This is a genomic window from Mesorhizobium sp. L2C084A000 (genome assembly GCF_000502875.1).
GTDB lineage: Bacteria > Pseudomonadota > Alphaproteobacteria > Rhizobiales > Rhizobiaceae > Mesorhizobium.
The window spans coordinates 88,186-114,221 of record NZ_AYWX01000011.1 but is presented as its reverse complement, the minus strand read 5'-3'; the positions used below and the strand labels follow the sequence as shown (position 1 = coordinate 114,221).

Genomic DNA, 26,036 nt, shown 5'->3' with positions numbered 1-26,036 from the left:
TGCCAAACCCAGTCGCGAAGTCGCACTTCGCCTTGCGATAACGCGATAATCGCAACCCGTAAAAACCCCGTTAAACCATGGAGAGACACATGCACAGCATCGAAAACCAGATCGTCGATTCAAGCTTCTCGGCGATTATCAACGCTCCGATCGAGAAGATCGACATTCCGAAGTGGTGCTTCAATCTTCCGGAAAAAGAATACCAGGGATGCTCCCCCGCGCACATCGCAGCAGGTTTCACGACTGCGGCGGACGGCACCCGGATGTCGATCAACGTCGAAACTATCGGCGGGAGCCTGATGGTCCAGCATTATCACGAGACCTTGGGTGAAAAGAATCGTCTGATCCTCGACTCCGATTCCGACGTCTTCACGTCGAACGGCCGAGTGACCATCCACGTCACCTGGGAACTGAGCGTGAAGAAGGTCGATGCCGTCCGCTGCGAGTTTACGAATCGCGTTAGATCCTACGCGACCGACGAAATGATTGCCTACCTCGGGAGCCAGGGGATTCCGTTCGATATCTTCCGCTCTCAGCGGCAGCCGATGTCGATCGCGCACAATAAGGGGGAGACACCTCTGTTTGCGGCAAGCATCGAGCGGGCTGCACTTCAGAACACGTCCACGAAGGCAGCCTGAGCGCCGAAGGAGGTATCCCATGACAGAACTGTCGTTCGACCGGAGCAACACTGGCTTGGTGGTGGTGGACCCATACAACGATTTCATCTCCGAGGGCGGCAAGATCTGGCCTCGGATCCAGGAGGTCGCGGAGGCGAATAACTGCATTCCGCACATGCTTGAGGTGTTGACGGCCGCACGCAAGGCCAAGTTCCGGGTCTTCTTCGCGATGCATCATCGCTATCGTGCCGGCGACTATGAGAACTGGAAGTTTGTGGCGCCCATCCAGCGGGCGGCCTGGCACCGCAAGAGTTTCGAATTCGGAACGTGGGGCGGTGAATTCCGCGCCGAATTCGTGCCGATGGCTGGCGAGGTCGTCGCCTCCGAGCACTGGTGCTCGAGTGGCTTTGCCAACACCGACCTCGATCTGGAACTGAAGCGGCATGGAATCCAGAGGGTCATCGTGATCGGGCTCGTCGCTCACACCTGCATAGAGGCCACGGTACGATACGCCGCGGAGCTCGGCTACGACGTTACGGTCGTAAAGGACGCGGTTGCCGACTACTCGCCAGAGATGATGCATGCGGCACTGGAGGTCAATCTCCCAAGCTATGCCAGCGCGATTGTCGACACTAAGGAAACCATCGCGGCGATCGCCCTCACGCAGGCGGCGTAGTCTCGCGGTAGCGCCGTCTCCACAATCCGGCAGGCGTCTACGCGCACGCCGGATTTTTTTTGCCCGGAACAAGTATTATGCGGGTCGAGTGTTGGGATGCCTTTTCGATGCTTACTTGGGTTCGGAAGCCATGCGTCGAGGCCTGCGCGGCGTGGCTGCGATTTACCGCAATCGCGCCGGCGAAGTGCGGTTCCGTCGAAGGTCGGCTTATTGCACTGGGCGATGTTCTCGTTCTGTAAGCGCTGCACGTGGACGCATCAAAGTGAGCGCGCTAGTCCGTGGGACGGCTTCGCCTCTTCGCGAAAGGGGTCCGCGACGGCAGTTTGCAGGAAATCGCGGTGTTCGAGCGTCGAAGTTTCCACTGGCGTCTTCGGTCGTCGGCGGTAAAACCGCGTCTGCCCTCGCCGCCGGCTGTCCGATCATCTTCAAGACTTGCACCGCCCTTCACGAAACCTCCGCGCTGGTCGGCAAAGCCGCCGCCCGCGCCGGTCGCGGGGTTGCGGCTCCAATCGGGGACTTTTGCGCTTTTGTCGGTGCCGGATTCGAGGTTGGCCAGACCCTCGTCGCCGAACTGCCTTTCTGGCTGCACAGATACAATTGGCATCGCCCACACGGCAGCCTAAATTCCAAACTACCCATCAGTCGCCTCGATCTAACCCTGGACAACCTGTTGAGGTTCCACAGCTAGGCGGGCCGTCCCCGCGCCAAGAAAGACGATATCAATGGCGGGGGCGGCTCATGCCCCCGCGACATCCGAATCCCACGTCAGGCGCCTGCAGTCTTGGCGGCCATCGTTGCCCCCGCCCACCAGACAAGTTCGTCGAGCGCAGTCTTCGCCGACGGCAGGAGGTTGGCTTCGATCTCCTCGATCGGCTTGTTGGCGCCCATTGAGGAGACTGTGAAGAAATCGCTGCCGCCGATATGAACAGCCGCATGGGTAGAGACCATCTGCAGCTCGACCCCGATCCCACGCAGATGTTCGAGCGCGCGTGAACCGCCTGCAGTGCCGTATGCGATCGCGGTAAACGGCTTGCGAGCCCATTCCGTGTAGGACTGGTCGAGGGCATTTTTCAGTACGCCGGTGATGGAGCGGTTGTATTCCGCGACGACGAATATGTAGCCGTCGTAGCGACCCACAGTCTGCTGCCATCGGACCGCTTCCGCGTTCTGGCTGGGAGCATAGGCATTGGATGCCACCTCGTCGAAAAACGGCAAGGGATGGTCGCGCAGATCAACCACTTCAACGTCGATGTCGTTGCGGCCCCGCGCCTGCTCCAGGATCCACTGCGCCGGCTTGTCGGCGAAACGAGTAGGCCGCGTGGAGCCGATGATGATGGCGATTTTTGGTTTCATAGCCATAGTATTCCTAATTTTTTGAGTTGAAAATGATTACCTCTTGAAGAGGATCAGTTGCTGTTCAGGGCGTCTGCGTAAGCAAAAAGCCCGGGGGAACCTCCCGTCATGATGAACAGGACGTTCGATCCAGGGGCGATGACTTCGGTTTCAATATCGGAGAGCAGACCCGCAAAGGCCTTGCCTCCGTAAACGGGATCAAGGAGCAAGCCTTCCGAGCGGCCGACGAGCTTGACCGCTCCAACCATTTCGGAGGTCGGTATGCCGTAGCCACCACCGAGCTGCGTGCCGTTTATGTTCAGATCTTCCGCTTGAATACGGGCTTTGCTCCCGAAAAGCTCAAAGACAGCGTTGACTTTGCCGGCCGTCGCGGCGACGCATGCGTCCGCTGGCGACAGGACGGTATGTGCCCTTATTTGGAAAGGATCTCTTCCCGAGATAGCTGCTCCCGCCACAAGGCCTGCGTGCATGCCGCCGCTGCCGTTCGGGATGACGACCTGGTCGAACGGAGTGCCGATTTCAGTCGACTGCGATTCGATTTCGAATGCGCAGCCGACGTAGCCCAGAGCCCCGACCGGAGTCGAACCGCCGAGCGTGCCCACGAAAGCCTTCCCCCCAGACGCCGCTATCTCCGCCGCCCGGCGCAAAGCGAACCCGCCCGCATCGTCTCCCAGTTCCAGAATATGGACGTGCGCACCGAACAGTCGGTCCAATACGACGTTGCCGTTGGCCTGATAGATCTCGGTCTCGCGGGGCACCATTTGAGCCAGAACGACTTCGCATGCCAGACCGGTTCTGGCGCAGGCGGCGGCGGCTAATCGGGCGAAGTTGGACTGAATTCCGCCGGTCACGACCACGGTATCGCAGCCTTCCGCCATCGCCTCCCCGAGGAGAAACTCGAGCTTGCGGAGCTTATTACCGCCCCCGCCGAGTTCCATCAGATCGTCACGCTTCACCCAGATCGAGACGCCTTTGCGTCTTTCGCCAAGAACCTTCTCCAGATGACTGAGCTGCTGGATCGGCGTTGGTCCATTCATGAGACGTACGCGCGGAAACCGGTTCACTAGATCGCTATCGGGCATTGCTCGCCTCGCAGTTCGTAATCAAGGTTCGTGAGAGCAGCGTTCGACGCTTCAACGCAGGGTTTTGAACGCCGCACGTAGTTCATATGTGAAGAGTTCAGGCTGTTCCCACGCGGCGAAATGGCCGCCCTTATCGACTTTGTTGTAGTAGATGAGGTCGTGGTAGGCCTTGTCGGCCCAACTCTTGGGCGCTTGGTAGATCTCGCCGGGAAACACGGTGATTGCCGCGGGGATATTGATGTCGACAGCGTTGAAGTTGTTGGCGTTGTTTTCCCAGTACAGACGCGCGCCCGAGGTTGCCGTCCCGGTGAACCAATAGAGCGAGATGTCGTCCAGCATCTCGTCTTTAGTCAGCGACTTCTCCGGATCACCTCCGCTGTACGTCCAGTCTGCGAACTTGTCGTAGTACCAGGCGGCAAGACCGACCGGTGAATCCGTCAACGCATAGCCCAAGGTTTGCGGCCGGGTGACCATCATCAGGGCGTAACCCGCTCCCTTCGTGTAAAGAGCGCTCATCTGCTCGTATGCGACTTTTTCGTCTGCGGAGAGACCGTCGGGAGCGGGCTCGCCATCGGCAAGAGCCTTCGCGATCTCCGGAGGGACCGTGGCCGGCATGTTAGTGTGGATGCCGAGCAGGCCTTCCGGCGCTTGGGCGGCCATCTTGTCGGAAACGACTGCGCCCCAGTCGCCGCCCTGCGAGACATAGCGGTCATAGCCCAACCGCTTCATGAGCGCGTGCCAGGCACGTGCGATGCGGTCCGGTCCCCACCCAGTCTCGGTCGGAACCTCGGAGAAGCCGTATCCTGGCATAGAAGGTATGACCACATCGAAGGCGTCCTCGGCGGCACCGCCGTACGCGGTCGGATCGGTGAGCGGTCCGATCGTCTTGACAAGTTCAAGGACAGATCCCGGCCAGCCATGCGTCATGATCAGCGGCAGCGCTTTCTCATGCCTGGACTTGACGTGAATGAAGTGGATGTCCAGGCCGTCGATCCTGGTCATGAACTGCGCATGCGTGTTCAGCTTCTTTTCGCACTGGCGCCAGTCGTAATCTGTCCCCCAGTATTCGATGAGCGGCTTCAACCTTTGAAGCTGAGCGCCTTGCGTGCGATCGGAGACCGTCTCCTTGCCGGGCCAGCGGGTGGCGCGAACGCGGCGACGGAGCTCGTCGACGTCCTGCTGCGGAATCTCGCACTTGAACTGACGCACTGCGTCGCCTCCCGCTGCCGCGCGGGCAGGTCTCGGGAGAGCGCTGAGGGCGGCGGTTGCGGCTGTCGCGGCGAGTACTTCGCGCCTCGTCGGCGACAGTACGGTCTTGGTCTCGACTTCTGCTGACATGACGTCCTCCATCTGGATCGAAGTGGTTGTGATGTGGTCCAAGGATCGTCTGGCAGCAGGGCTGCCGAAGATATTGTGCCTAGGTATCGCCGATACCTAAGCACCGGTTGTCGGGGTGAGCGGCGGGTCGACACCTTCGAACAATGGACGCTGACCTTGGCAATCGCAGATCGTTCTCGGATCTGGTGTAACTGCCCCGTGCGACGGAATGGTCCCAGAACCAAGCTCACCGACGTCCGTGCACGCCGACCACATCGACATGAAGTTCAACGCCGTCATTCGCATTGTCCGACGTCGATCGCGCCAATTCCTTCTACACGGGCTTGCGCTGGCGGCCTCGATGCCGACGTCTCCGGAAAGGACGGTTTCGGCGTCTCCGAAGGGCTGCGCCGCAGGCGCCCTCCCCGCCTGTGCGGCGCGTGAAAGGGTCGATCCGATCGGACCGCGTGTTCCCCGCTGGCTACCTGCGACAGCGCTTGTGTCCGCCATTCACGTCAGGCGCTAAGCTGACATCAAGCTCGCCATGTTGGTTAGGGAGTTACACGCGTCCGCTGTTCTTCAGAATTGTCACTTGCCTAAAGACGCCCGCCGCAACTCAAATCACCCAAGGCTACCGGATTCCGCCGCGATGCGTCCAATTTCTGATCGAAGACGCGGAACAGCGAAGTCAATGAACGTTCGGACTTTCGGAACGGCTGCACGGCCTTGAGGGGTCAATATATGAACGGGCAGAGCCGGCGGCTCGGCGTGCGGAAGAATGATCTTGAGGCGGCCGTCGCGGACGTACTCAGCGACGTGATAGGAATAAAGCCGTGTCACACCCATTCCCTCCGCAGCCGACGCGGCGGCCGCCCTAACGCTGTTGACGAGATACCGAGGAGCGAAGTGCACGGTTCTCGGGATGGACGAATCCTGGGGCGGTGCGAAGCTCCAGGATTCGAGACCGAAATTCGAGAAGGCGATGAGGTCGTGTTTGGCCAGATCGGGAAGCTCGTTGATGTCGGGGTGGCTTTCGAGGTATTTCGGGGCGGCTACAACCACGCGCCGGACATCGCCTCCGATGCGCGTGGCGATGTGTGTTGAGTCTGTGAGGTTGCCGATCCGAAGCGCCGCGTCCACGCCTTCGTCGACCAAATTTACGAGCCGATCAAGCATCAGAAGCCGAACCGAGACGCTCGGATTCTCGCGCAGAAAGCTGTCAAGAATGGGCCGCAGCACTTCCTCCCCCAATATGGGAGGTGCGGAGATGGTCAACGTTCCCCGAGGAGAGGATCGTTCCGAACCCGCTACCAGGTCCGCCTCCTCAAGGTCGACCAGCACCCTCCGGCATGCTTCGACGTAGCGCTGACCAGCCTCGCTTAGTTTCAGGCTACGCGTCGTACGATGAAGAAGTTCCACGCCGACATGTCGCTCCAGCAGTCCCAGTGCGCGACTGATTGCAGTTGGGGATCGCTTCAGTCTGCGGGCCGCTGCCGCGAGGCTTCCTTCCTCGACGGCCGTGACGAAGACCTTCATTGCGTCGATACGATCCATCAGGGCAGTCCCTCTGCTTGTGCAAACGTACGGCAGCCCAAGCCGTTCGTCTCGACGAAATACGCCCAATTCTCTTCAAAGGCATAGCGGACACCTTGGTGCATTGCTCGCAAAAGCCGTGGATGCGAGGTCCCGAAAGTCTCAAGGTCCATCCAAGGCCGCTTGACGAGGTCTTCGCGGGCGGGAAATAACCGCCCGCCATTTTTTCGACGACGATAGCTGTTGGGAGTATCGACGCCCTCGTAGCCCATCGGAACAAGAAACATGGTTTATTGCCGTGATCGTTAGCTTAAGCGAGCAACTGGCATCCCGGAAATTCATGTCCGGTTCTGCGATCTATCGCGAGTGCCGGTCCAATCCGACGTATGTCGCGAGAACCAGATCATGCAATTCGTTACCGTGCATTTGACCCGCGAAGCGAGAATCTTCCGACAGGCGGAGGACGGTGCTCTCCTCGCCGCGACCTACACCCGCCTCCATTCGTCACGGCCTCCCGAGTCATGGCGCGGCTTGGCCGAGGTAACGCATTGCAGCGTCGAGCTAGTATTTCCGGATCGTTCCAAGCTTCGCGACATCTAACTCCAGGCTGAACTGGCATCCGCGACGTTGCTTTCGGGAATGCCCCGTGGCCTATGTCGTGCACGAGGCAGTGTTCGGCCGGGCAGCGAATCGACCAGGTACCCGCCGCGTTGCGCGAAGTGAGATGCATGGTTGCCTAAGCTCAAACCTGCGCTTATGGCCCAGACGTCTCTCATTCCCATCCCGCGCCGCAGTGAGCGGCAGAAGGCCATATTCACCGGCATTGGAGTCATCTGTTTAGAATGCCATTGATCAGAGCGACGCGCTCGATGCTTGCCGCGAGTGAAGGTGTTCGTGCAGTATTATGAGTCGTACACCAAAGTTGCTGTTGTGACCGTATCTGATCGAACGAAATACCTTCGCGCCCGAGATAAGAGAGGAAGTCGTCTGTTGCGCGGGAACGCAGGCGGTTTGTAAACGCGCATCGGCGGTTGTCGACTGCATTGACGCTGAGGTCCCACTCGGTGTCGATCGTAGTACGGCCCGAAGGCGTGAACATTTCGGAGACGGACTTCAATATGAGACGATCGCTGCGGTGAACTGTCTCAACATAGTGGTGGACAAGAAGGGTTTTCCCGGCAGCTGCGACATGAATTGACATTCGCCGGCCATCTAAAGCTGTCGTGAAGCACGGCGGCGATGTGGTCGGGCGAGCATGCGCGATACTCGTCTTCGGGAAGGGAAAAGCACCAGGTTAGGAATATCAATTGCCTGGATAGGCGCGTTGACCATCGCCGTGAAACTTTGATCGTTAGCTCCCGATGGTCCAGCCTCGTCCCCGGTGAGCGGGAGGCAATAGATGTGTGAACAGGTCCGATAGCCGGAAACGAAGACATGCTCTCTCTCCACGTGAAGCCATACGGAAGAGAGCAAGTAACAGGCGTTGTCGCTATGCACTTTGCGAAACTCAAGGGGTTTCGTTTCTGCATAGCCGACTCCCAGGCAGTCGGCGTTTATCCGCGTGCAGGCGCGGAGTGGATGATCTCACGTCATCTCACGTTGATGAAATCACGTATTCAACATAGCATGCAGGCATAGGTTTGACCTGCGGTTTGCTCTGGAGCTTGCTCATGGAATTCTTGTCCTCCCATCATGTGTTCTCAAGCGGTGATCTCGAGGAGGGCGCGAGCTTTGCTGGCCAGGTTTGGGAGCGCAATCGAAGTATAAAGACCGATCGTCGCCGATATGGCATCCGGTGGAACCAGTTTGACATGGAAAAAATCGGGTTCTCTGACGTCGAGCATGATTGCGCCGTGGATCTTACGGCCCAGGGACCGTTATCCGACCATTTTCGCCTATTCTTCCACGAGTATGGATCGATCAATTACACCGTTGACGGCAAGGCATTTGAATCCCATTCACGCAACCCGCGTGATGCATGCGCCAGACACTGACTTGCGTCTCGGCATCAACCCGTTCGGACTCCTCCTTATGACAGTTGACGGGGCCGGCATCAGGAAGGCGATGCGCCAACGGTTCCGAAAGCTGGCGCCTTTCCGAGAATGGGTAGGCTTATTGCCGGAAAGCCCACGACTAGCGACGCTGCAATCTACGGCAAGATGGATTGCCTCCGAGGCGGATCGCGTGGGTTCACCGGTGGCTACGCCAGGCAAACCCCGCCTATTTGCGCAACGTCTTCTCTTGAGCTTGATCGTCGAGTGCCTATCTGAGGCTTCCCCGTCTGAATCGGAGCTAGTGCAGGACCTCAGTCTCGCACAGGTCCGACGTGCCGAAGATTGGATCAACGCGAATTTGAGCGAAGTAATCGGAGTGGACGAAGTCTCATCGGCTACAGGCGTGGGGGTTCGTTCCCTGCAGTTGAGCTTCAATCGTGTCCATGGATGTCCGCCGCAGGAATTCATTATCAATCGACGCCTTGATGAAGCTCGGCAACAGCTGCTCGTTGCCACGCACGAGGCAACCGTCACGTCGATTGCGACAGGTCTGGGTTTTTTCGAACTCGGGCGATTTGCTCAGCCCTACCGCCGACGCTTCGCCGAGAGCCCCTCGGCAACGCGTGCGAGAAGTCTCGGGCCGCGGATGTCCTCGGAAACTTGAACATCCTTTTGTCAGCCTCGGCCTTATTTCGATATCCATCCTTGGACGACGTAGGCACAAAATCTTCTGTCACGGTCGACCTTGATCTTGCGCATGGGGTCGTTGGAGCCTGGGCGCGTTCGACCAGGCCTTCGCAGTCTTTTGACTAGTTGATCACAAGGGGCGCGGGGCTCGGTTCATTGTTCCGTGCGAGGGTCGTCTTTCAGATCCACATAATCCAGCCCCAATGGGCCGATCGCAATTACCTGTGTCACATAGTCTCCCGATTTGGCCCAATGGAAATGTGGTTGGCCACCCGGAAGGAAGATCAAGGTTCCCGGCGCAAAAGCCTCCAGCTTATCCTCATCGAAGACTTCCCCGCGGCCTATATAGAAGACGCCGGAAATCACGGTGTAGAGACGGTCTTCAGGATGGCGGTGCGGCGCCATCCGAGTCCCCGCAGACAACCTGACTCGGACGGCGTAGGGCCCTGACCGGGTAGGGTCTCCCACCAGGGTCGCTACGCGGGCGGCGTTCGGGTATCCGGGGAATGATTCCCAAACGATTTCCTCTGGTCGGATGGCCAAGAAGTGCTCTTGGCCAGGCTGATAGGGACGAGGCGACCCTGGCGGGACATTAGATGCTATGGACATGGAAAACCTCACTCGATGTGGTCGGATGGGAATGCTGAAGTCGCATGGAAATCAGGGGCGCGGACTTCCTAACCCACTACTGCTGCGATGCCGCGATCAGGGTAGCGCAGAGGCGAACTCTTGACCTATTGTCCCAAGGTGTCATCAATACAATTGGATCGGTCCCGGCATGCATGGTCAATGGTTGATACCAAGTGTAGCGGCCATGGTGACGAGATCCGGCAGCGACTTGGCGTGCATCTTACGCGTCATCTGCCCCCGATGCGCCTTGACTGTAATCTCGCTGATGCCGAGTTCAAAAGCGATCTGTTTGTTCATCAGACCGGATACGACAAACGACAGAACCTGCTGTTCACGCCGACTGAGCGAAGCGTATCTTTGCCTGAGCACCTCCAGATCAGATTGCGATGAGAGCGCGGCCCTACTGCGGTTGAGGGCGTGCTCAATGGCCGACAGCATTACATCCTCACGGAACGGCTTTGTCAGGAATTCGGCGGCACCAGCCTTTATCGCCTTGACGCTGGTGGGTATGTCGCCGTAGCCGGTTACAAAGATTATGGGGGTCTCGGTACGCTCGGCAGCGATGAGTTGCTGCAGATCAAGCCCATTCAACTCGGGAAGATTGACGTCAAGGATAAGACAATTTGGCACTGCCATCCGGGGTTGAGCAAGAAACTCCGTGGCAGATTCGAATATCCCCGGCTGCCAGCCGGCGGATCCAATGAGCAGTTCGAGGGATTCGCGGATTGAAATGTCGTCGTCGACGACGAACACCACAGGCGTCTCATTCGGCATGGCTGGTGATCCGATATGGTTCGGTGTGTAACCTAAATCCCTAAGCATTGCGCAGCTCCAGTCAACAAATCTCATACTCGATCGAATTGCTCAGACGGATGGAATTGCCTTTGCTAGGGCCATTTGCAACGCAGCGTCGCTGAACGGCTTGTAAAGGCAGGCTACGGCGCCATCGGTCATTAGTCGCCGCCTGACGTTTTCATCGCGATGTGCGGTGATGAAAATAGCTGGTATCTTTTCACCCTTGTTGTACAAATTGCGCAGCAACTCGGGTCCAGTCATGCCCGGCATTGCAACATCCAGTATCAAGCAATTCGTCCGGATCTCGCTACCTGACGCTAGAAAGCTTTCGGCCGACGAGAACGCCTCGACACCATAGCCCAACTCCCTCAGAAGGTCAGGCAAGGACTCGCGTACGGAGTCGTCGTCGTCGACGATCGACACGAGGGGACTATTTATGTTCATCAAGACCTCACCGTAATGCCTTGCTTGTTGGCCGTGCGGCATCGAACGGGATCGATAGATCGCCGATCATCGTCGGGATGGAAAGTGTGAAGATCGCGCCCGGTCCTCCGGTTGCTTCAGCCCAGAGCTTCCCGCCGTGGCTCTCGATTATCGCCCGGCTCACTGACAGTCCGATGCCCATGCCGTCGCCCTTAGTAGAGTAGAACGCATCGAATACTCTATCCGGATCGACGTCGCGCAATCCGATGCCAGAGTCGGATACCGAAAGGCGAACAGCGCCCTCTTCTCCAACTGTGGTCGTCAGGACGATGTATCGTGGCGCGTTGTCGATACCTGCTAATGCGTCAGCCGAATTGCGCAGCAGGTTCATGACCACTTGTTGGAGTTGGACACGGTCGCCTGAAACGAGCGGAAGCCCTTCCGCCAATTCGGTCCTCAGACTTGCCCGGACTCGCTGCAGATCGTTCCAACAAAGGGCGACAACCTCACGCGCCGCTTCGTTGAGGTCGACCTGCTCGACTTGGGGCACACGCCTGTCGAATAAGGCGCGCAAACGCGTGATCACATCTGCCGCACGATTACCGTCGCGGATGGTGCGACGCGCGGTTTCCCGGGCACCCTCGAGGTTGGGGGGATTTGCTGCCAGCATCCTGAGCGACGTGCTGGCGTTCGTGACGATGCCTGAAAGCGGCTGGTTGACCTCATGCGCGATGGAAGCCGCCATTGCGCCAAGGCTTGTAACCCTGGTGACATGGGCAAGTTCTGACCGCAGCTCGTCGCGGGCCTGTTCAGCCAGCCGCTTAGGTGTAACGTCTTGTACAGCTCCGATACATTCCGATCGACCGTTCTTAATCAAGCGACCAATCACCTTGAGATATTTGATGGTGCCGTCAGGCATACATAGTCTGATTTCGTACTCCGGATTGTCGCCGCCGGAGCGCACCTCCGCCATTTTTCCGGCAAGTAGCGGGAGATCTTCTCGATGAACACGGCTTTGAATAGCCTCGAATGTAACCCGCGCGCCCGCATCAAATCCGAAGATACGGTGAAGTTCTTCGGAGAATGTCAATTCGTCCGACTCGAGCAGCCATGAAAAAGTACCTGAGAGGCTCATTCGCTGGCCTTCGGCTAATAGCATTTGGCTGTGCTTTAACTTCTCCTCCGCATGTTTCCGATCGTCGATGTCGGTGAGGAGGCCGTACCAGCGAATGATCTCTCCCTGGGAATTGAAGAGCGGGAGTCCGCGTATCTGAAACCAGCGAAAGACGCCGTCGAAACGACGAAAGCGGGTTTCGAAGTCGTACGGTTCTCCCGAAGCGACAGATGCCATGAAACTCTCGCTACAATGCTGTAGGTCGTCGGGATGGGTGATCCCGTTTGTCGCCCATTTCATTACTTCTTCGAGGGGCAGTTTGAAGTACTCTAGAAGTCTCCTGTTGCCGCCGTTTAGTACGCCCTCCGGTGTAAAGAGGCAGATCATACCGTCGATGCTATCCACGGCGAGGCGCGCTTCCACCTCGCTTGCGGCAAGAGCCTGCTCAATGCCCTTCCGGTCCTCGATATCGGTTATGAAACCGTAGAATTTGACCACGTTCCAATTCTTGTCGCGAACAGAACTGGACCGAAACAGAAACCATCGATACGTTCCGTCATGGCGGCGTAGGCGGCCCTCCGCTTCCTGAGGAAGCCCTGCATCGATGCCTTCTCGCCATACCTTGGCCAGTCCTTCGATGTCGTCTGGATGGACGGCGGCCACCCAGCGCCAGCCGAGAAGCTCTTCCAGGGGCAGGCCCGTGAAGTTCAGGGAATGTTGATTCACAAAATCCACCCAACCGTCTGGTTGGGCTGACCATGCAAGGGCTGGGATCGAATCTATTATGTTGCGAACATCGACTTCATTCGCTCGCGATGCCGCCTCCGCACGCTTTTGGGCCTCGATGTCAGTGTTGACCCCGTACCATTTAACAATGTTTCCCGATTCGTCGAACAACGGCTCCATGCGGCACAGAAACCATCTGTAGGACCCGTCGAAGCGCTGTAGCCGCGCTTCGCATTCACCGCGTCGAGCGGCAGCCATAGTCGCGGCCCAGGCAGATCTCAAAGCCTCCACGTCATTCGGATGGACAGCTGCTATCCATCCACTGTCTCGGACCTTCTCAAGGCCGAGACCGACGTACTCCAGGTAGTGTCGGTTGAAAAATTCGGCCGTCCCGTCAGTCTTCGCAGACCATACAAGGGCGGGTATCGTATCGATAATAGTCTGCAGGTTGTTTTCGCTTTTCCTCAGTGACTCCTCGGCCCGCTTTCGGTCGTCGATGTCGATGAGCAGATGAAACCAGCGCAGGATATCCCCGCGAGCATTTCGTAACGGCAATCCTAGGACGTTGTGCCACCGATAGACACCGTCGGCGCGTAGGTGGCGGCTCTCAACATCGTAGCTATTTCCCTGGAGGTGAGCATCGGTCTGCGCGGCGATCGTTCTCTCTAGATCGTCTGGATGCACCACGCCGGACGCTTTCCAGCCCTTTAAATCTTCCAAAGTCTTCCCGAAATAGTCGAGGGTTGGCTGGTTCAGCCATTCGACAGCGCCTGTCGGCGACGTTACAGCGACTGGGATCGGGATGCTGTCCACGATGTGCTGAAAAGTAGTCGCCTGCTCCAAGGGGCCTTCTGCTAGAGGCTGCAGTGTCTCCAACTCCGTACCAAGGCCGCACCATCGTTCGACTTGCCCCTGATCATCAAATAGCCGACTGCACCTAACGAGGAACCTGCGGTGGACACCGTCGAAGCGGCGCAGGCGAACCTCCAGTTCGGTCAGGTCTGCCGTCTCAGACATCGATTGCCACCATTCGATAAGCGTGGGCAGATCGTCGGGGTGAACGATCGACTTCCATTCGCTGCCGTGAGCCTCATCGAGGCCGAGACCAGTGTATTCGGCCCATTGTCGGTTGACGAAATCGATACGGCCGTCTCGCAATGCAGTCCAGACCAGTCCGGGCAGTGCATACAGAACGCGGCCTAGGTCCATCTTCATTGCCGTTCCTTCGCGAAAGTCGCGCGGTCCGATTCTGCGCTAGGCGGGCTCTGACGTCCATTATGCCTTGGTGTTGGTTTTGCCACGGGACTCGGGCCGCCAGACGCAGGCAATACAAAGGTATCGCCAATACGTTGGTGCAATCGCATTCCGGCTCACGACGAGCGAAATGTTCACCCATCGACTTGAATGGGAAACAGAGGAGACCGCGATGCCAGCAAAATCGATAATGCCCAACCGACGCGAAGTCATTGCCACCACAGTTGCCTTGGGAGCGGTTTCCGTCCTTCCGAGCGCTTTGAAGACGGCCGCGGCAGACACCTCAATCCGCAAATTTTCCCCCAATTTCCCGCAACACCAGCTTCACGATCTGCGCAACAGGGTCAGAGCGACGCGTTGGCCTGACAAGGAAACTGTCGCTGGCGACACGCAGGGCGTTCAATTGGCCACAATCCAGAAACTGGCAGCTTACTGGGCGTCAGACTACGACTGGAGCCCAATGCAGGCGCGGCTCGACTCACTGCCTCACTTCATTACGGGCATAGATGGGTTGGACATTCACTTCATCCATGTCCGGTCCAAGCACAAAGATGCCCTGCCGCTGATTGTCACGCATGGCTGGCCGGGTTCGATCATCGAGCAGTTGAAGATCATCGAGCCACTGACGGATCCAACAGCTCACGGAGGCAGCGCTTCGGACGCCTTCCACCTGGTCATACCGTCGCTACCTGGCTATGGCTTCTCCGGCAAACCAACGGCGCCGGGCTGGACGCCGACGCGCATCGCGAGGGCCTGGGCGGAGCTTATGCAAGGGCTTGGGTACACGAAATACGTGGCGCAGGGCGGCGATTGGGGCAATGCGGTTACTGAAACGATGGCCCTGCAGCAGCCTCCCGGACTGCTGGGTATCCACACCAACATGGCAGCCACGGTTCCAGCCGAAATTTCGAAGGCGCTTGCCGCTGGGACGCCGCCGCCGGCAAGTCTGACTCCGGACGAAAGGCGTGCCTGGAACCAGCTCGACGACTTCTACAAAAACGGGCTTGGCTACGCGATTGAGATGAACAATCGTCCGCAGACGCTCTACGGCATTGCTGACTCGCCGGTCGGCCTCGCGGCTTGGATGCTTGATCACGACATTCGCAGCTATGAAATGATAGCGCGTGTCTTCGACGGACAAACCGAGGGTCTGACACGTGATGACATCCTGGACAACGTCACACTTTATTGGCTGACCAACACCGCGATTTCGTCGGCCCGTCTCTACTGGGATAACGCACACTTCCCTGCAGGAGGATTTTTCGATCCTCGGGGCATACAGATCCCAGTGGCCGTCAGCGCGTTTCCCGACGAGATTTACCAGGCTCCGCAGAGCTGGGCCGAGAAGGCTTATCCGAAGCTCATCCACTATAACCGGCTTCCTAAAGGCGGTCATTTCGCCGCCTGGGAACAGCCGGCGACCTTTAGCGCCGAGCTTCGGGCTTCGTTCAAGACGCTACGCGAATCTATCTAACGCGAGCACAGGCGCCTCCCACGCCTCCTCGCAAGGGCGCGGCTGGGTTCCCCGGCCCGGCCGCGCCAATGTCAAGCTGCACCTTCAAGTGGAGAACACCATGAATACGTCGGCAAAAGGAACTGCATTGATAACGGGCGCGTCCTCGGGCATCGGGGCCATCTATGCCGACCGGCTCGCACGCCGCGGCTACGATCTCATTCTAGTGGCGCGGAACCAGAAAAAGCTTGACGGCGTGGCGCGCCACATATCGGGCGTAACAGGCCGCGCCGTAAGAACGGTTGCGGCCGACCTTAACGACAAGGCTGACCGCGGCAGGATTGAGGCGCTCCTTCGCGGTGGAAACGGGATCTCGATGCTTGTCAACAATGCAGGTCTCGGAGCCGTCAGCTCCATACTCGAGACCGATGTCGACGCCATGGATGACATGATAGAACTGAATGTCACAGCGGTGACCCGCCTGACCTATGCGGCGGCGCCGGCTTTTGTGGCACGGGGAGGCGGGTCCATCATCAACATCAGTTCGGCTATGGGCCTCTGGCCGGAGCTGCTCAACGGTGTCTACGGCGCAACGAAGGCTTATGTCACGGCCTTCACCCTTTCACTGCACAAGGAGCTTGCGGACAAGAATATCGCCGTCCAGGCGGTGCTCCCAGGCGCGGTGCAGACCAACTTCTGGGATGTGGCCGGCGGTGATCTTTCCAACTACCCGGACGAGCGGGTGATGCAGGCAGAAGACCTGGTCGACGCCGCACTGGCCGGCTTTGACCAGGGAGAGCTTGTCACGATTCCGTCGCTCCCGGACCGTTCGGATTGGGATAGCTACGAGGCGGCGCGCCAAAAGCTCATCCCGAACCTGTCCCGAAAAGTGCCGGCCTCCCGTTATAGGGTTGCTGTCGACGCATAGCAGCGCAACCGGGATCCTTCTGCGCCTTCGAATCGACGAAAGGAGAATACTATGACCCTTGCCGAAGTTGTTAGCGGCAATGCCGCACCGACCGTGACGAGCGATATGAAGCTCGAAGTTGTTGTGATCCCGGTGTCGGATGTAGATCGCGCCAAGGCCTTTTACGGCCGAATCGGGTGGCGGCTCGACGCCGATTTCGCGGTAGACGAGTCGTTCCGCGTTGTGCAATTCACGCCCCCGGGTTCCCCCGCGTCGGTGCACTTCGGGATAGGGCTCACATCTGCCAAACCCGACGCCGCAAGTACAACCTATCTCGTCGTATCTGACATCGAAACCGCACGCGCCGAGCTCTTGGCAAAGGGGGTTGAGGTCAGTGAGGTGTTCCACCGGGCCGGGCCAGGCCAACCGCCTATCCAGGGGCGCGATCCCGAAGGACGTAGCTACGTCTCATTCGCGACATTCAACGATCCTGACCGCAACACATGGCTGATGCAAGAGATCACCAATCGTTTTCCCGGTAGGGTCGATGCCGATGCGACAAGCTTTGTCTCCTTGGCGGATCTCGCAGGCGCACTGCGCCGCGCGGCTGCTGCACATGGAAAACACGAAGAGCGGGACGGTGGCCGGCATGATGAGAACTGGCCGGATTGGTACGCCGAATACATCGTTGCCGAATATAAGGGCAAAACGCTGCCTCTTTAGCCTTCTGAGCGGGTGGATAAGGTGCCGGGCGGCCTTCTGAAGCCGAGGCAATTTGATTTGGGACATAAGACGGTGATCCCGACCAGTCGCGTAAGGAGTATCAATGGCTACCGCGCCCCTTTTCGGCAGGTGCAAACCCCACCTGCTTGGCCAGACTGTTGTTGTCATTGGAGGCAGCGCCGGGATCGGGCTAGAGACAGCCCGGCGTGCCCGCTCGGAGGGCGCCAGCCTCATCTTGGCAGCCCGCGACAAGAATCGTCTCGAACTGGCAGCGCAAGAGACCGGCGCGAAACACATTGCTACTTTCGACGCCAACGATGCCGACGCGCTGGAGGCGTTTTTCCGGAATCTTCCAATGTTAGTGGATCACGTCATGGTCACAGCCGGCGCGCCCCACTATCGCCCACCGCTTGAAGTGTCGCCTGAGGAGGGGCGCAAAGATCTCACGGAGCATCTGCTGCTCGCGATTAATGTGGCCCGATGCGCCGTGGGCAAGCTAATGCCAGGTGGATCGCTGACATTCATGGGCGGCACTGGCGCACGTCGTCCTCGTCAGGGCCTTGCAATCGTTTCGACGGTCACGGTTGCATTGCCTGCGCTCATTGCCAATCTGGCCCTCGAGCTGGCCCCCGCCCGCGTGAACCTAATCGCGGCCGGCTTCGTCGATACGCAACTCTCGGCGTCGTTGTTGGGCGACAATCTTGAAAAGCGGCGTGAAGAGCTGAGGCAAATTTTGCCTATCCGGCGTGTCGTGGAGCCGGCCGACGTCGCAGCGCTCGCCGTTCATATCATGAGTAACAAGGCGCTGACGGGCGCGACATACGACATCGACGGCGGTCAGCAACTTGTCTCGTAGTCATGCCGAGCCTTCTGCTGACTTCTTATGTCTGATGAGCCTTGGCTAGTGCGCTTCGAAATGGAACGCGCCGTTTGCGGACGCCAGGACCACAAGCGGCAACAGCACCTTGAGACTATCTTGGCTTGGCCGGGTCGATCGGGAAAGATGGCGTTGAACGCGGCAGTAAATCCATAACACCGCCGCGTCGGCGCGATAGCCGCCAAGCAGGCCGCATGCATAGATGCAAATGCCCATCCATAAAGGCCACGAGTAGCGGTTGACGGCAACCTTCGCGATCATCCGATGCAGATCGGCGAAGGTCAAGGAGCTGAGAGGAAATCGGGCGAAAGCACAGGGCTAATGTTTGGCGGCTGCGGTCACGGCCGGGGCGTTTCTTCATCCGAGGATCATGCCTGCGGCGGAAACCAAGATCCATAATCCGAACAGCGGAACCAGGATCCACCGCGCTTGGTTGACGCTGATTTCGTTCTTCGTTTTGACGATTGCTGCGACGCGAGAATTGCTCAGCCGTTGATCGCGCATGACACATCTCCTGTGTTGAATGCGCTATTGATCGACTGACGGCCCCCCGCAAATCCATTGCACGATAGTGTCGGCAATACTTTTGTGTTGGTCTACGAAACAGCGTCTTACGCCTTATAATGAGGCACGACAGATTGTGCTTGGAAGGGTATCGCTTCGGAGAGAATACCTCAGCTACAGTTGATGATCACCTGGCGAACGCCGGGCGTCGATCTGGATGCAAACGTCGTGTCGCGCTTCGTCGGCCACCCGGCCACCTACGGCGTGGCGGTCTTCAGGCGGCGTCTCTGACAGGCGCAACGAGAGCGGCTACAGGAATCGCGACGACCGACACCATGGTCCTATGGACGCGTGCGGGTCGGCTCTGCATTCTCGTCAACCGGGGACGGCATGAAAGTCAATGATGGAGACGGATCAGACTCGCCTGCTGGACGCACTGCCAGGGATGGTATGGACTGCCACGCCAGACGGATCTTGTGACTTCGTCAACCGACTTTGGCGCGAGTACACGGGAACTACGGTTGAGCTGGCGAACGCTTCCGGCTGGATCTCGCTCTTCCATCCGGATGACTTGGCGGTCGTTGAGGCGGCGTGGAAAGAAACCCTTAGCGTCACGGCGCCTGAAGAAATCAACGTGGCGGCTCGGCTCCGCCGACACGATGGCGTCTATAGGCGCTTCAACCTGCAGACCCGTCCACTCAGAGACATGGCGGGAAACCTGATCGGTTGGTGCGGCGTGAACACCGATATCGAGGACCGCACGCGGGCCGAGGCTCAGTTGGCGGCGGAAAAGCGTCTGCTTGAGCTCGTCGCACGTGGTCTGCCGCTTCCTAGCGTGCTTAACGAGCTTTGTCTTCTCGTTGAGGATCTCTCGTCTGGCTCCGTGTGTAGTATCCTCTACGTCGACCACGACGGGCAGCGATTCCGGGTTGCGGCGGGCCCAAACCTTCCGGCAGACTACAACGCCGCGCTCGAAGGCTTGAAGATCGACCCGGAGTACGGCCCCTGCTCGCTGGCGGTCGTATCTCGCGCGACCATTATCGCCGCCGACCCGCCAAGAGATCCTCGTTGGGCAGCGTCGCCCTGGCCGCAACTCGTCACGGGTTTCGGCTTGGCATCGTGCTGGTCTGCCCCGATCTTCGACAGTCATAGAAACGTGCTCGGGATTTTCGCGATCTACAAGCATGTGCCGCAAGGCCCCACCTGCCAGGATGAAGAACTGGTGGACCGCTTCGCGCGCATCGCCGGCATCGCCATCGAACGCACCAGATCCGACCTCGCCCTGAAGGCCAGCGAGGCCAACCTCCGCCGGGCCAATCACTTCCTGGTGGGGGGGCAGCGGCTCAGCAAGACCGGCAGTTTTTCGCTGGATACGGATTCTCACGAGCAGGTGTGGTCGGAGGAGAATTATCGCATCTGGGAGTTCGACCCTGCCGTGCCCCCGACCATGGAGATGGTGGCCGCCGCCATCCACCCAGAGGATCGCCAGCAGATGCTGAAGGTCTTCGCCGCTGCTACGCAGGCCAAGGAAGGGTTAGATGTCTTCTATCGCATCGTCACGCCCGTAGGGGGCGTGAAGCACCTGCATACTGTGATGGAGATCATTTCCGAGATATCCGACCGGGTGGTTTATCTCGGCAGCTCGCAGGATATCACCGAGAGCAAGCTGGCCGAGGCAGCTCTGAAAACGGGCGAAGCGGATCTAATGCGGGTCAACATGTACTTGACCGCGGCGCAAAGGCTCAGCAAGACGGGCAGCTTTACCTGGGGTGTTGAAACGGGCCACCTCGATTGGTCAGCCGAGTCCTACCGGATCTGGGGCATCGACCCGTCGCTCCCTCCGGCAATGTCGATGGTTTTGAACGGGATCCACCCCGATGATCGGGAACGGGTCACGGCGGGCATGAGCGAGGCGGTGCAGGCAGGCGCAAACTTCGAGATGGTGCACCGCATTGTAACCCCTGCGGGTGTGGTCAAGCATATTCGCTCAGTCGCCACACGCATGCCGGAAACCACGGATGGGCCGGCCTATTTCGGTGCACTTCAGGACATCACCGAAGCCAAAGTTTCCGAAGAGGCGCTGAAGGCGAGTGAGGCCGGTCTGCGGCGAGCCAACCGCTACCTCAAGGCGGCGCAGACCCTCAGTCAGGTGGGCAGTTACACCTGGGATGTCGATTCCAACGAGCTTGACTGGTCAGACGAGAACTATCGGATCTGGGAAGTCGACCGGGCCGCCACGCCGACGGTAGACATCATCCTGAACGCGATCCATCCGGATGATCTAGATTTGGTCGTGAAGACCATCGATGGGGCGCGCGGGTCTGGCGAGAACTTCGATGTCACCTACCGCATCGTCACGCCGGCAGGCGTCAAGCACATCCACACCGTTAGCACCCGGATTCCGGAGATCACCGATCGTCTCGTTTATATCGGCAGCAACCAGGACGTAACGAAAGACCGGCTCGCTGAAGCCGCCCTTAAGGCGAGTGAGGCCAAGCTTGCGAGGGCCAACCGCTACCTGAAGACCGCTCAGTCGCTTAGCCAGATCGGTAGCTTCACGTGGGATCTGGAGTCCGATGACATAGACTGGTCAGACGAAAACTATCGGATCTGGGGCGTTGATCCGGAGCAGCCTCCCACGATAGACACGATTTTAAACGGCATTCATCCCGAAGACCTGCCCCGGGTTGCGCAGGTTATCGCCGACGGTAAGCGTTTCGGGGCCGACTTCGACGTCTTCTATCGGATCGTCACGCCAGCCGGCGAGACCAAGTATGTTCATACTGTCAGTACGCGCATCCCGGAAATTACCGACCGCATCCTCTACTTGGGCAGCACGCAAGACGTCACCATCAGCAAAGTGGCGGAAGACGAACTGGCACGGACCAACACTTACCTCACCGCGGCCCAACGCTTGAGCCAGACCGGGAGCTTTACCTGGGACGTCCATGCTGATGAGCACAATTGGTCTGAGGTCATTTACAAAGTGTTCGGGTTAGAGCCCGGTTGCAAGGTCACGATGGACATGATGATGACGGCGATTCATCCGGACGACCTGGGTCAGGTCGAGGCCCTGATCGGCGGCGCGCAGATAGGCGAAAACTTCGAGCTCGAATTCCGTGTTATCAACACCGATGGGGGTATCCGCCACGCTCAAGTGGTCGGCCATCGGATCGACCAGATTCCCGATCGCCCGGTGTTCATGGGCGCGCTGCAGGATATCACCGCCAGGAAGCTCGCCGAAGACGACCTCAATCGGGCGCGTGAGGACTTGGCTCATGTCGCGCGCGTGACGGCGCTTAGCACGCTCACGGCATCCATAGCCCACGAGGTCAGCCAACCACTGGCTGGTATAATCACCAATTCAAGCACCTGCCTGCGCCTGCTCGCGGCCGAGCCGCCTGACGTGGCGGGAGCCTTTGCGACCACCCAGCGCACTCTCCGTGACGGCAACCGCGCATCGGAAGTGATCAAGCGCCTGCGCTCGCTCTACGCTCGTCGCGCCCCGACCCTTGAACCCATCGACCTGCAGGAGATCGCTCGCGAAGTCTTTGCCCTCCTCGCAAGCGAACTACAGCGTCGCCGTGTGATCGTGCGAACGGCCTTTGCAGGAGACCTGCCCCCCGCGGCCGCGGACCGAGTCCAGATCCAACAGGTTATTCTGAACCTCGTCCTGAATGCCGCTGAGGCCATGAGCGAGGTCACGGACCGTGTCCGAATGCTTCGGATCGCGACCCGGTGCGAACCCGATGGCCATATTTCGCTCGAAGTCCGCGATTCCGGGCACGGTATCAACCCACAGGAGACCGAAAAGCTGTTCGAGGCGTTCAGGACGACCAAACCCGACGGCATGGGTATAGGGCTGTCCATCAGTCGCTCGATCATCCAGGCCCACGGTGGCAGCCTCACGGCGGTACCCAATGGGAACGAGCCCGGAGCGACGTTCACATTCTCTCTGCCGTGCAATGCCGTAGAGGTTGCAGGTCTCAATTCAAGGCAAGCGTAATGATGCACAGTAATTTGGTCTGCGTGGTGGACGACGACGAATCCGTTCGTGAGTCCCTTCCTGGCCTCCTGAACTCCTACGGGTTCGTCACGTGCCCCTTCGAGTCGGCGGAAGCTTTTCTCGCTTCCGACGAACTGACGTCGGCTGGGTGTCTGGTTCTTGACGTCTCGATGCCGGGGATGACAGGCCCCGAACTGCAGATTCAGCTTCTGAACCGACAGATCGACGTAGGCATTGTTTTCATAACGGCCCACGCCGATGCAATGTTGGAAGCGCAAGTGCTCGAGCGCGGCGCGGTGGCTTTTCTGCTCAAACCTTTTACGGAGGAGGCGATCGTCAAGGCCGTGGAAGCTGCGCTAGGAAGGGGATGAGGGTTCTGCAGCAAAGCCATTCAACGCGACGATGACCTCTCACCCGCTCTTCGCCATAGGAGTACCCCGGCCTGACACCGCTCGAACGGTCTATGTCATCGACGATGACATCTCTGTTCGCGAGTCCCTCGAAGGCCACATCCGCGGAACGCCCTATCGGCCGATTTTGGGCGCAAAGCGGCCACATCGTTGGGCCTGCATAAGAGGTCTGATGCTGGCGCCGTCAGTGATACGCAGGATGGTCGAGCACGGCCAAGCGCTGCATTAGGCCTCGCTCCCGCCACGGCGCCTATCCAGGTAGCGGGCAAAAGGCTGAAGCGACCAAGGCGGATTTTGAGTGGGGAAACTCCAAGAGCCGTGCGACTGGCGGGCGGCGTACGCGGACGGCGCGGCGCCGTCGCGCCAGCCTCTGACCTGCCACTGAGTTTTTCCTCCATCTGAGATTAGAGTCCGGCCCTTGATTGAAGGACGGACTGATGAAGAGANTGACCTGCCACTGAGTTTTTCCTCCATCTGAGATTAGAGTCCGGCCCTTGATTGAAGGACGGACTGATGAAGAGAAAGCGTTTCACGGAAGAGCAAATCATTGCGGTTCTGCGCGAGCATGAGGCGGGTGCGAAGGCGGGCGATCTGGCCCGCAAGCACGGGGTCTCGGAGGCGACGCTGTATAACTGGAAGGCCAAGTATGGCGGGATGGACGTCTCTGACGCCAAGCGGCTGAAGGCTCTGGAAGACGAGAACGCCAAGCTGAAGAAGCTGCTCGCCGACCAGATGCTCGAAGCCTCGGCGCTGCGTGAGCTTCTGTCAAAAAAATGGTAGGGCCCGCCGTTAAGCGCGAAGCCGTCGCGCATCTGCAGGCCGTCATGGGCCTGTCGGAGCGTCGGGCCTGTTCCTTTGTGGGCGCTGATCGCAAGATGATCCGCTACCAGTCCCGGCGTCCGCCCGAGACGGAGTTGCGCGGCAGGTTGCGTGACCTCGCCAACGAGCGCCGACGCTTCGGCTACCGGCGGCTGTTCATCCTGCTCAGGCGCGAGGGCGAGGCATCCGGGGTCAACCGCATCTATCNGACGCTTCGGCTACCGGCGGCTGTTCATCCTGCTCAGGCGCGAGGGCGAGGCATCCGGGGTCAACCGCATCTATCGGCTCTACCGCGAGGAGGGCCTGACGGTGCGCAAGCGCCGGGCAAGGCGGCGAGCGGTCGGCACGCGGGCGCCGATCCTCGTCGAGGCAAAGCCGAACGCGCGCTGGTCGCTGGATTTCGTGCACGACCAGTTCGCCTGCGGCCGGAGGTTCCGCGTGCTCAACATCGTCGACGACGTGACGCGCGAATGCCTGGCGGCGATCCCGGACACCTCGATCTCCGGCCGTCGGGTTGCCCGTGAACTGACGGAACTGATCGCCCAGCGCGGCAAGCCAGGCATGATCGTCTCCGACCACGGCACCGAGTTCACCTCGAACGCCATCCTCGCCTGGTCGAAGGATTACAGGATCGAATGGCACTACATCGCGCCAGGCAAGCCGATGCAGAACGGTTACGTCGAGAGTTTCAACGGCCGGATGCGCGACGAGCTGTTGAACGAGAGCCTGTTCTTCGGCCTCGACCACGCTCGCAGCGCCATCGCCGAGTGGCGGGAGGACTTCAACACCGCCAGGCCACATTCCTCGCTCGGCTACCAGACCCCGGCAGCCTATGCCGAGGTCATCACCGCAACCGGCTCCGACGCTGCGCCGATCGAAGGCTCCGCGCCTCCGCCGGTTGCTTTACCCGCGCCAAACGGCGTAACAGAAATGGTCGCGGCTCTAATCGCCACTGGATGACAGTTCAGTGGCAGGTCAATCGGCAACAATCCATGCGCGGCTAATTTCTTTAGCCGTTCTAAATCTGCCTCACATTCGTCTTGAGCAAGAAATCCCCGCCAGTTGCCAACCATGGTGCATTCGGCGGGTTGTTGGGGGGTGCCCGAAATAGATGCACATGACAACACCGAAGAGAGTCACCGGTTCATCCTCCCCGCTTCTTTTAGTTTTGGCTAAAATTAGCAGGATGTTGCCTTAACGCAAATCCGGGTCTGTGGGCCAAAGCAGCGCATTGCCCGGTTGAAAGGCACCATTCCTCCTTGCCAACAGCGAGAAAATTAATCTAGAAGCTAGGACAACTTCCAAAATTGGCCTGCTTCGCGATGAAACCAATAGTCACCGAATGGACGGTTGTCGCTGTTGGTAGCTGGAATTTGGCGATCCTTAATCCAGATTGGTTCGCAAAGAATGTGTTCGACACCAACCAACTCAATGTCGAACTGATCCTCGAAAATTTTGCGCCCCGCCTTCGATTTGTCCATGATGACGCGATAGTCATTCCGAGTGCCGATAGGATGATAATCGGCTCGCGGCGCCCCACCGATTCGTCCCTCGCTGTTTGCGAGAAAGCAATGAGCAAGCTGCTCCAATTATTGCCTGTCACTCCAATAGCAGCTGTCGGTGTCAATTTTGGATACGACGAAGCCGATCCGCCGCAAAGGCTTTTTGACATATTCAAGTTCAGCGACGCGTCTAAATTCATCGATCAAACGATCCAAATAATCGACTCGACGATTGCACGGCAATTTTCATACGACAAATACCTTTGTACGATGACTACGCATCTGTCCGATGCTGGATCGGTACAATTCAAATTCAACTACAATGCAAATGTTGAAAATTCTAATGACGCTAGGGCGGCGCTAGACGATAAGGTTACCATGCTGCGCGAGTATACGGAGCGCCTGCTAGGTGATATATATGGGATAACGGGGGAGCAAGAGAATGACTAATACTACAGTCAAAGTTCGAGGAACGAGTGACCGCGATCACGGACCCGGCAGACATCTGGATCAGTTTAGGGAAGGCCGTGCAGTGTCCACTGCAGATGGTTGGGCCATCTCGACAGCCGGTCTAATGACCATAAGGGTGAATAAAGAGAAGAAAATCAAATTCGTCTACGATACCGAAGTGATG

21 protein-coding genes and 3 pseudogenes are annotated in these 26,036 nt (G+C 58.7%); 12 read left to right on the top strand and 12 right to left on the bottom strand.

Annotation, left to right across the window (positions count from 1 at the left end; translation table 11 throughout):
- The first annotated feature begins 89 nt into the window (after positions 1 to 89).
- The 3 genes and pseudogenes from X735_RS143970 to X735_RS1000000168885 form a co-directional block, all read left to right on the top strand.
- The gene (locus tag X735_RS143970) at positions 90 to 638 is read left to right on the top strand and encodes a hypothetical protein (protein ID WP_023812724.1); all 549 of its coding nucleotides are present in this window, start codon (positions 90 to 92) and stop codon (positions 636 to 638) included.
- A 19-nt stretch (positions 639 to 657) separates the two neighbouring features.
- A complete protein-coding gene (locus X735_RS143975; RefSeq protein WP_023812723.1) occupies positions 658 to 1,293 on the top strand; it encodes an isochorismatase family cysteine hydrolase in 636 nt (211 codons plus the stop codon).
- A gap of 565 nt (positions 1,294 to 1,858) precedes the next feature.
- Positions 1,859 to 1,981: pseudogene (locus X735_RS1000000168885) on the top strand (IS481 family transposase); the annotation flags it as partial.
- A 77-nt stretch (positions 1,982 to 2,058) separates the two neighbouring features.
- On the opposite strand, the gene X735_RS143985 reads toward X735_RS1000000168885, so the two are convergent.
- From X735_RS143985 to X735_RS1000000169935, 6 genes and pseudogenes are all read right to left on the bottom strand, one after another.
- Positions 2,059 to 2,652 (bottom strand): NAD(P)H-dependent oxidoreductase, encoded by a 594-nt coding sequence (locus X735_RS143985; RefSeq protein ID WP_023812721.1) that lies wholly within the window; start codon positions 2,650 to 2,652, stop codon positions 2,059 to 2,061.
- A 47-nt stretch (positions 2,653 to 2,699) separates the two neighbouring features.
- Positions 2,700 to 3,728 carry a D-cysteine desulfhydrase family protein gene (locus X735_RS143990; RefSeq protein WP_023812720.1) on the bottom strand — a complete coding sequence of 343 codons (1,029 nt, stop codon included), beginning with the start codon at positions 3,726 to 3,728 and terminating at the stop codon, positions 2,700 to 2,702.
- 51 nt (positions 3,729 to 3,779) lie between these two features.
- Positions 3,780 to 5,066, bottom strand: coding sequence for an epoxide hydrolase family protein (locus X735_RS143995; RefSeq protein WP_023812719.1), 1,287 nt, complete (start codon positions 5,064 to 5,066; stop codon positions 3,780 to 3,782).
- 600 nt (positions 5,067 to 5,666) lie between these two features.
- Positions 5,667 to 6,599, bottom strand: a complete 933-nt coding sequence (locus X735_RS144000; RefSeq protein ID WP_023812718.1) for a LysR family transcriptional regulator — start codon at positions 6,597 to 6,599, stop codon at positions 5,667 to 5,669.
- Positions 6,599 to 6,865 (bottom strand): hypothetical protein, encoded by a 267-nt coding sequence (locus X735_RS1000000168880; protein WP_155930593.1) that lies wholly within the window; start codon positions 6,863 to 6,865, stop codon positions 6,599 to 6,601. The genes X735_RS144000 and X735_RS1000000168880 overlap by 1 nt, the downstream gene beginning before the upstream one ends.
- A gap of 542 nt (positions 6,866 to 7,407) precedes the next feature.
- Positions 7,408 to 7,910: pseudogene (locus tag X735_RS1000000169935) on the bottom strand (hypothetical protein).
- Between the two features lie 338 nt (positions 7,911 to 8,248).
- On the opposite strand from X735_RS1000000169935, the gene X735_RS1000000169355 reads away from it, so the two are divergent.
- The gene (locus tag X735_RS1000000169355; protein WP_196815341.1) at positions 8,249 to 8,572 is read left to right on the top strand and encodes a hypothetical protein; all 324 of its coding nucleotides are present in this window, start codon (positions 8,249 to 8,251) and stop codon (positions 8,570 to 8,572) included.
- A gap of 840 nt (positions 8,573 to 9,412) precedes the next feature.
- On the opposite strand, the gene X735_RS0134710 is transcribed toward X735_RS1000000169355, so the two are convergent.
- From X735_RS0134710 to X735_RS144020, 4 genes are all read right to left on the bottom strand, one after another.
- Complete coding sequence (locus tag X735_RS0134710; RefSeq protein ID WP_245273262.1) at positions 9,413 to 9,664, bottom strand: cupin domain-containing protein; 252 nt, start codon at positions 9,662 to 9,664, stop codon at positions 9,413 to 9,415.
- A gap of 381 nt (positions 9,665 to 10,045) precedes the next feature.
- Positions 10,046 to 10,663 (bottom strand): response regulator, encoded by a 618-nt coding sequence (locus tag X735_RS144010; protein WP_023812713.1) that lies wholly within the window; start codon positions 10,661 to 10,663, stop codon positions 10,046 to 10,048.
- 90 nt (positions 10,664 to 10,753) lie between these two features.
- Positions 10,754 to 11,128, bottom strand: coding sequence for a response regulator (locus X735_RS144015; protein ID WP_023812712.1), 375 nt, complete (start codon positions 11,126 to 11,128; stop codon positions 10,754 to 10,756).
- Between the two features lie 7 nt (positions 11,129 to 11,135).
- On the bottom strand, positions 11,136 to 14,162 hold the full coding sequence (locus tag X735_RS144020) for a PAS domain-containing protein (protein ID WP_023812711.1): 3,027 nt from the start codon (positions 14,160 to 14,162) through the stop codon (positions 11,136 to 11,138).
- A gap of 211 nt (positions 14,163 to 14,373) precedes the next feature.
- Here X735_RS144020 and X735_RS144025 point away from each other — a divergent pair, with 211 nt between their 5' ends.
- The 4 genes from X735_RS144025 to X735_RS144040 all read left to right on the top strand — a co-directional run bounded on the left by X735_RS144025 (position 14,374) and on the right by X735_RS144040 (position 18,140).
- Positions 14,374 to 15,675: an epoxide hydrolase family protein gene (locus tag X735_RS144025; RefSeq protein ID WP_023812710.1), complete on the top strand. Its 1,302-nt coding sequence runs from the start codon at positions 14,374 to 14,376 to the stop codon at positions 15,673 to 15,675.
- Positions 15,676 to 15,775: 100 nt separating this feature from the next.
- Positions 15,776 to 16,582, top strand: a complete 807-nt coding sequence (locus X735_RS144030; protein ID WP_023812709.1) for an SDR family oxidoreductase — start codon at positions 15,776 to 15,778, stop codon at positions 16,580 to 16,582.
- 51 nt (positions 16,583 to 16,633) lie between these two features.
- Positions 16,634 to 17,284, top strand: a complete 651-nt coding sequence (locus tag X735_RS144035) for a VOC family protein (RefSeq protein WP_023812708.1) — start codon at positions 16,634 to 16,636, stop codon at positions 17,282 to 17,284.
- Positions 17,285 to 17,387: 103 nt separating this feature from the next.
- A complete protein-coding gene (locus tag X735_RS144040) occupies positions 17,388 to 18,140 on the top strand; it encodes an SDR family oxidoreductase (RefSeq protein WP_023812707.1) in 753 nt (250 codons plus the stop codon).
- 45 nt (positions 18,141 to 18,185) lie between these two features.
- Here X735_RS144040 and X735_RS144045 read toward each other — a convergent pair whose 3' ends face one another.
- Both X735_RS144045 and X735_RS1000000169345 read right to left on the bottom strand, forming a co-directional pair.
- Positions 18,186 to 18,446: a hypothetical protein gene (locus X735_RS144045; RefSeq protein WP_023812706.1), complete on the bottom strand. Its 261-nt coding sequence runs from the start codon at positions 18,444 to 18,446 to the stop codon at positions 18,186 to 18,188.
- Positions 18,447 to 18,518: 72 nt separating this feature from the next.
- A complete protein-coding gene (locus tag X735_RS1000000169345; RefSeq protein WP_023812705.1) occupies positions 18,519 to 18,665 on the bottom strand; it encodes a hypothetical protein in 147 nt (48 codons plus the stop codon).
- 400 nt (positions 18,666 to 19,065) lie between these two features.
- Here X735_RS1000000169345 and X735_RS144050 point away from each other — a divergent pair, with 400 nt between their 5' ends.
- The 4 genes and pseudogenes from X735_RS144050 to X735_RS144065 all read left to right on the top strand — a co-directional run bounded on the left by X735_RS144050 (position 19,066) and on the right by X735_RS144065 (position 25,852).
- Positions 19,066 to 22,671, top strand: coding sequence for a PAS domain-containing protein (locus tag X735_RS144050; protein ID WP_023812703.1), 3,606 nt, complete (start codon positions 19,066 to 19,068; stop codon positions 22,669 to 22,671).
- A complete protein-coding gene (locus X735_RS144055; RefSeq protein ID WP_023812702.1) occupies positions 22,671 to 23,042 on the top strand; it encodes a response regulator in 372 nt (123 codons plus the stop codon). The genes X735_RS144050 and X735_RS144055 overlap by 1 nt, the downstream gene beginning before the upstream one ends.
- Before the next feature lie 552 nt (positions 23,043 to 23,594).
- Positions 23,595 to 24,860 (top strand): annotated as a pseudogene (locus X735_RS01000000166160) (IS3 family transposase).
- A gap of 362 nt (positions 24,861 to 25,222) precedes the next feature.
- A complete protein-coding gene (locus X735_RS144065; RefSeq protein ID WP_023812701.1) occupies positions 25,223 to 25,852 on the top strand; it encodes a hypothetical protein in 630 nt (209 codons plus the stop codon).
- The last annotated feature ends 184 nt before the right edge of the window (positions 25,853 to 26,036 follow it).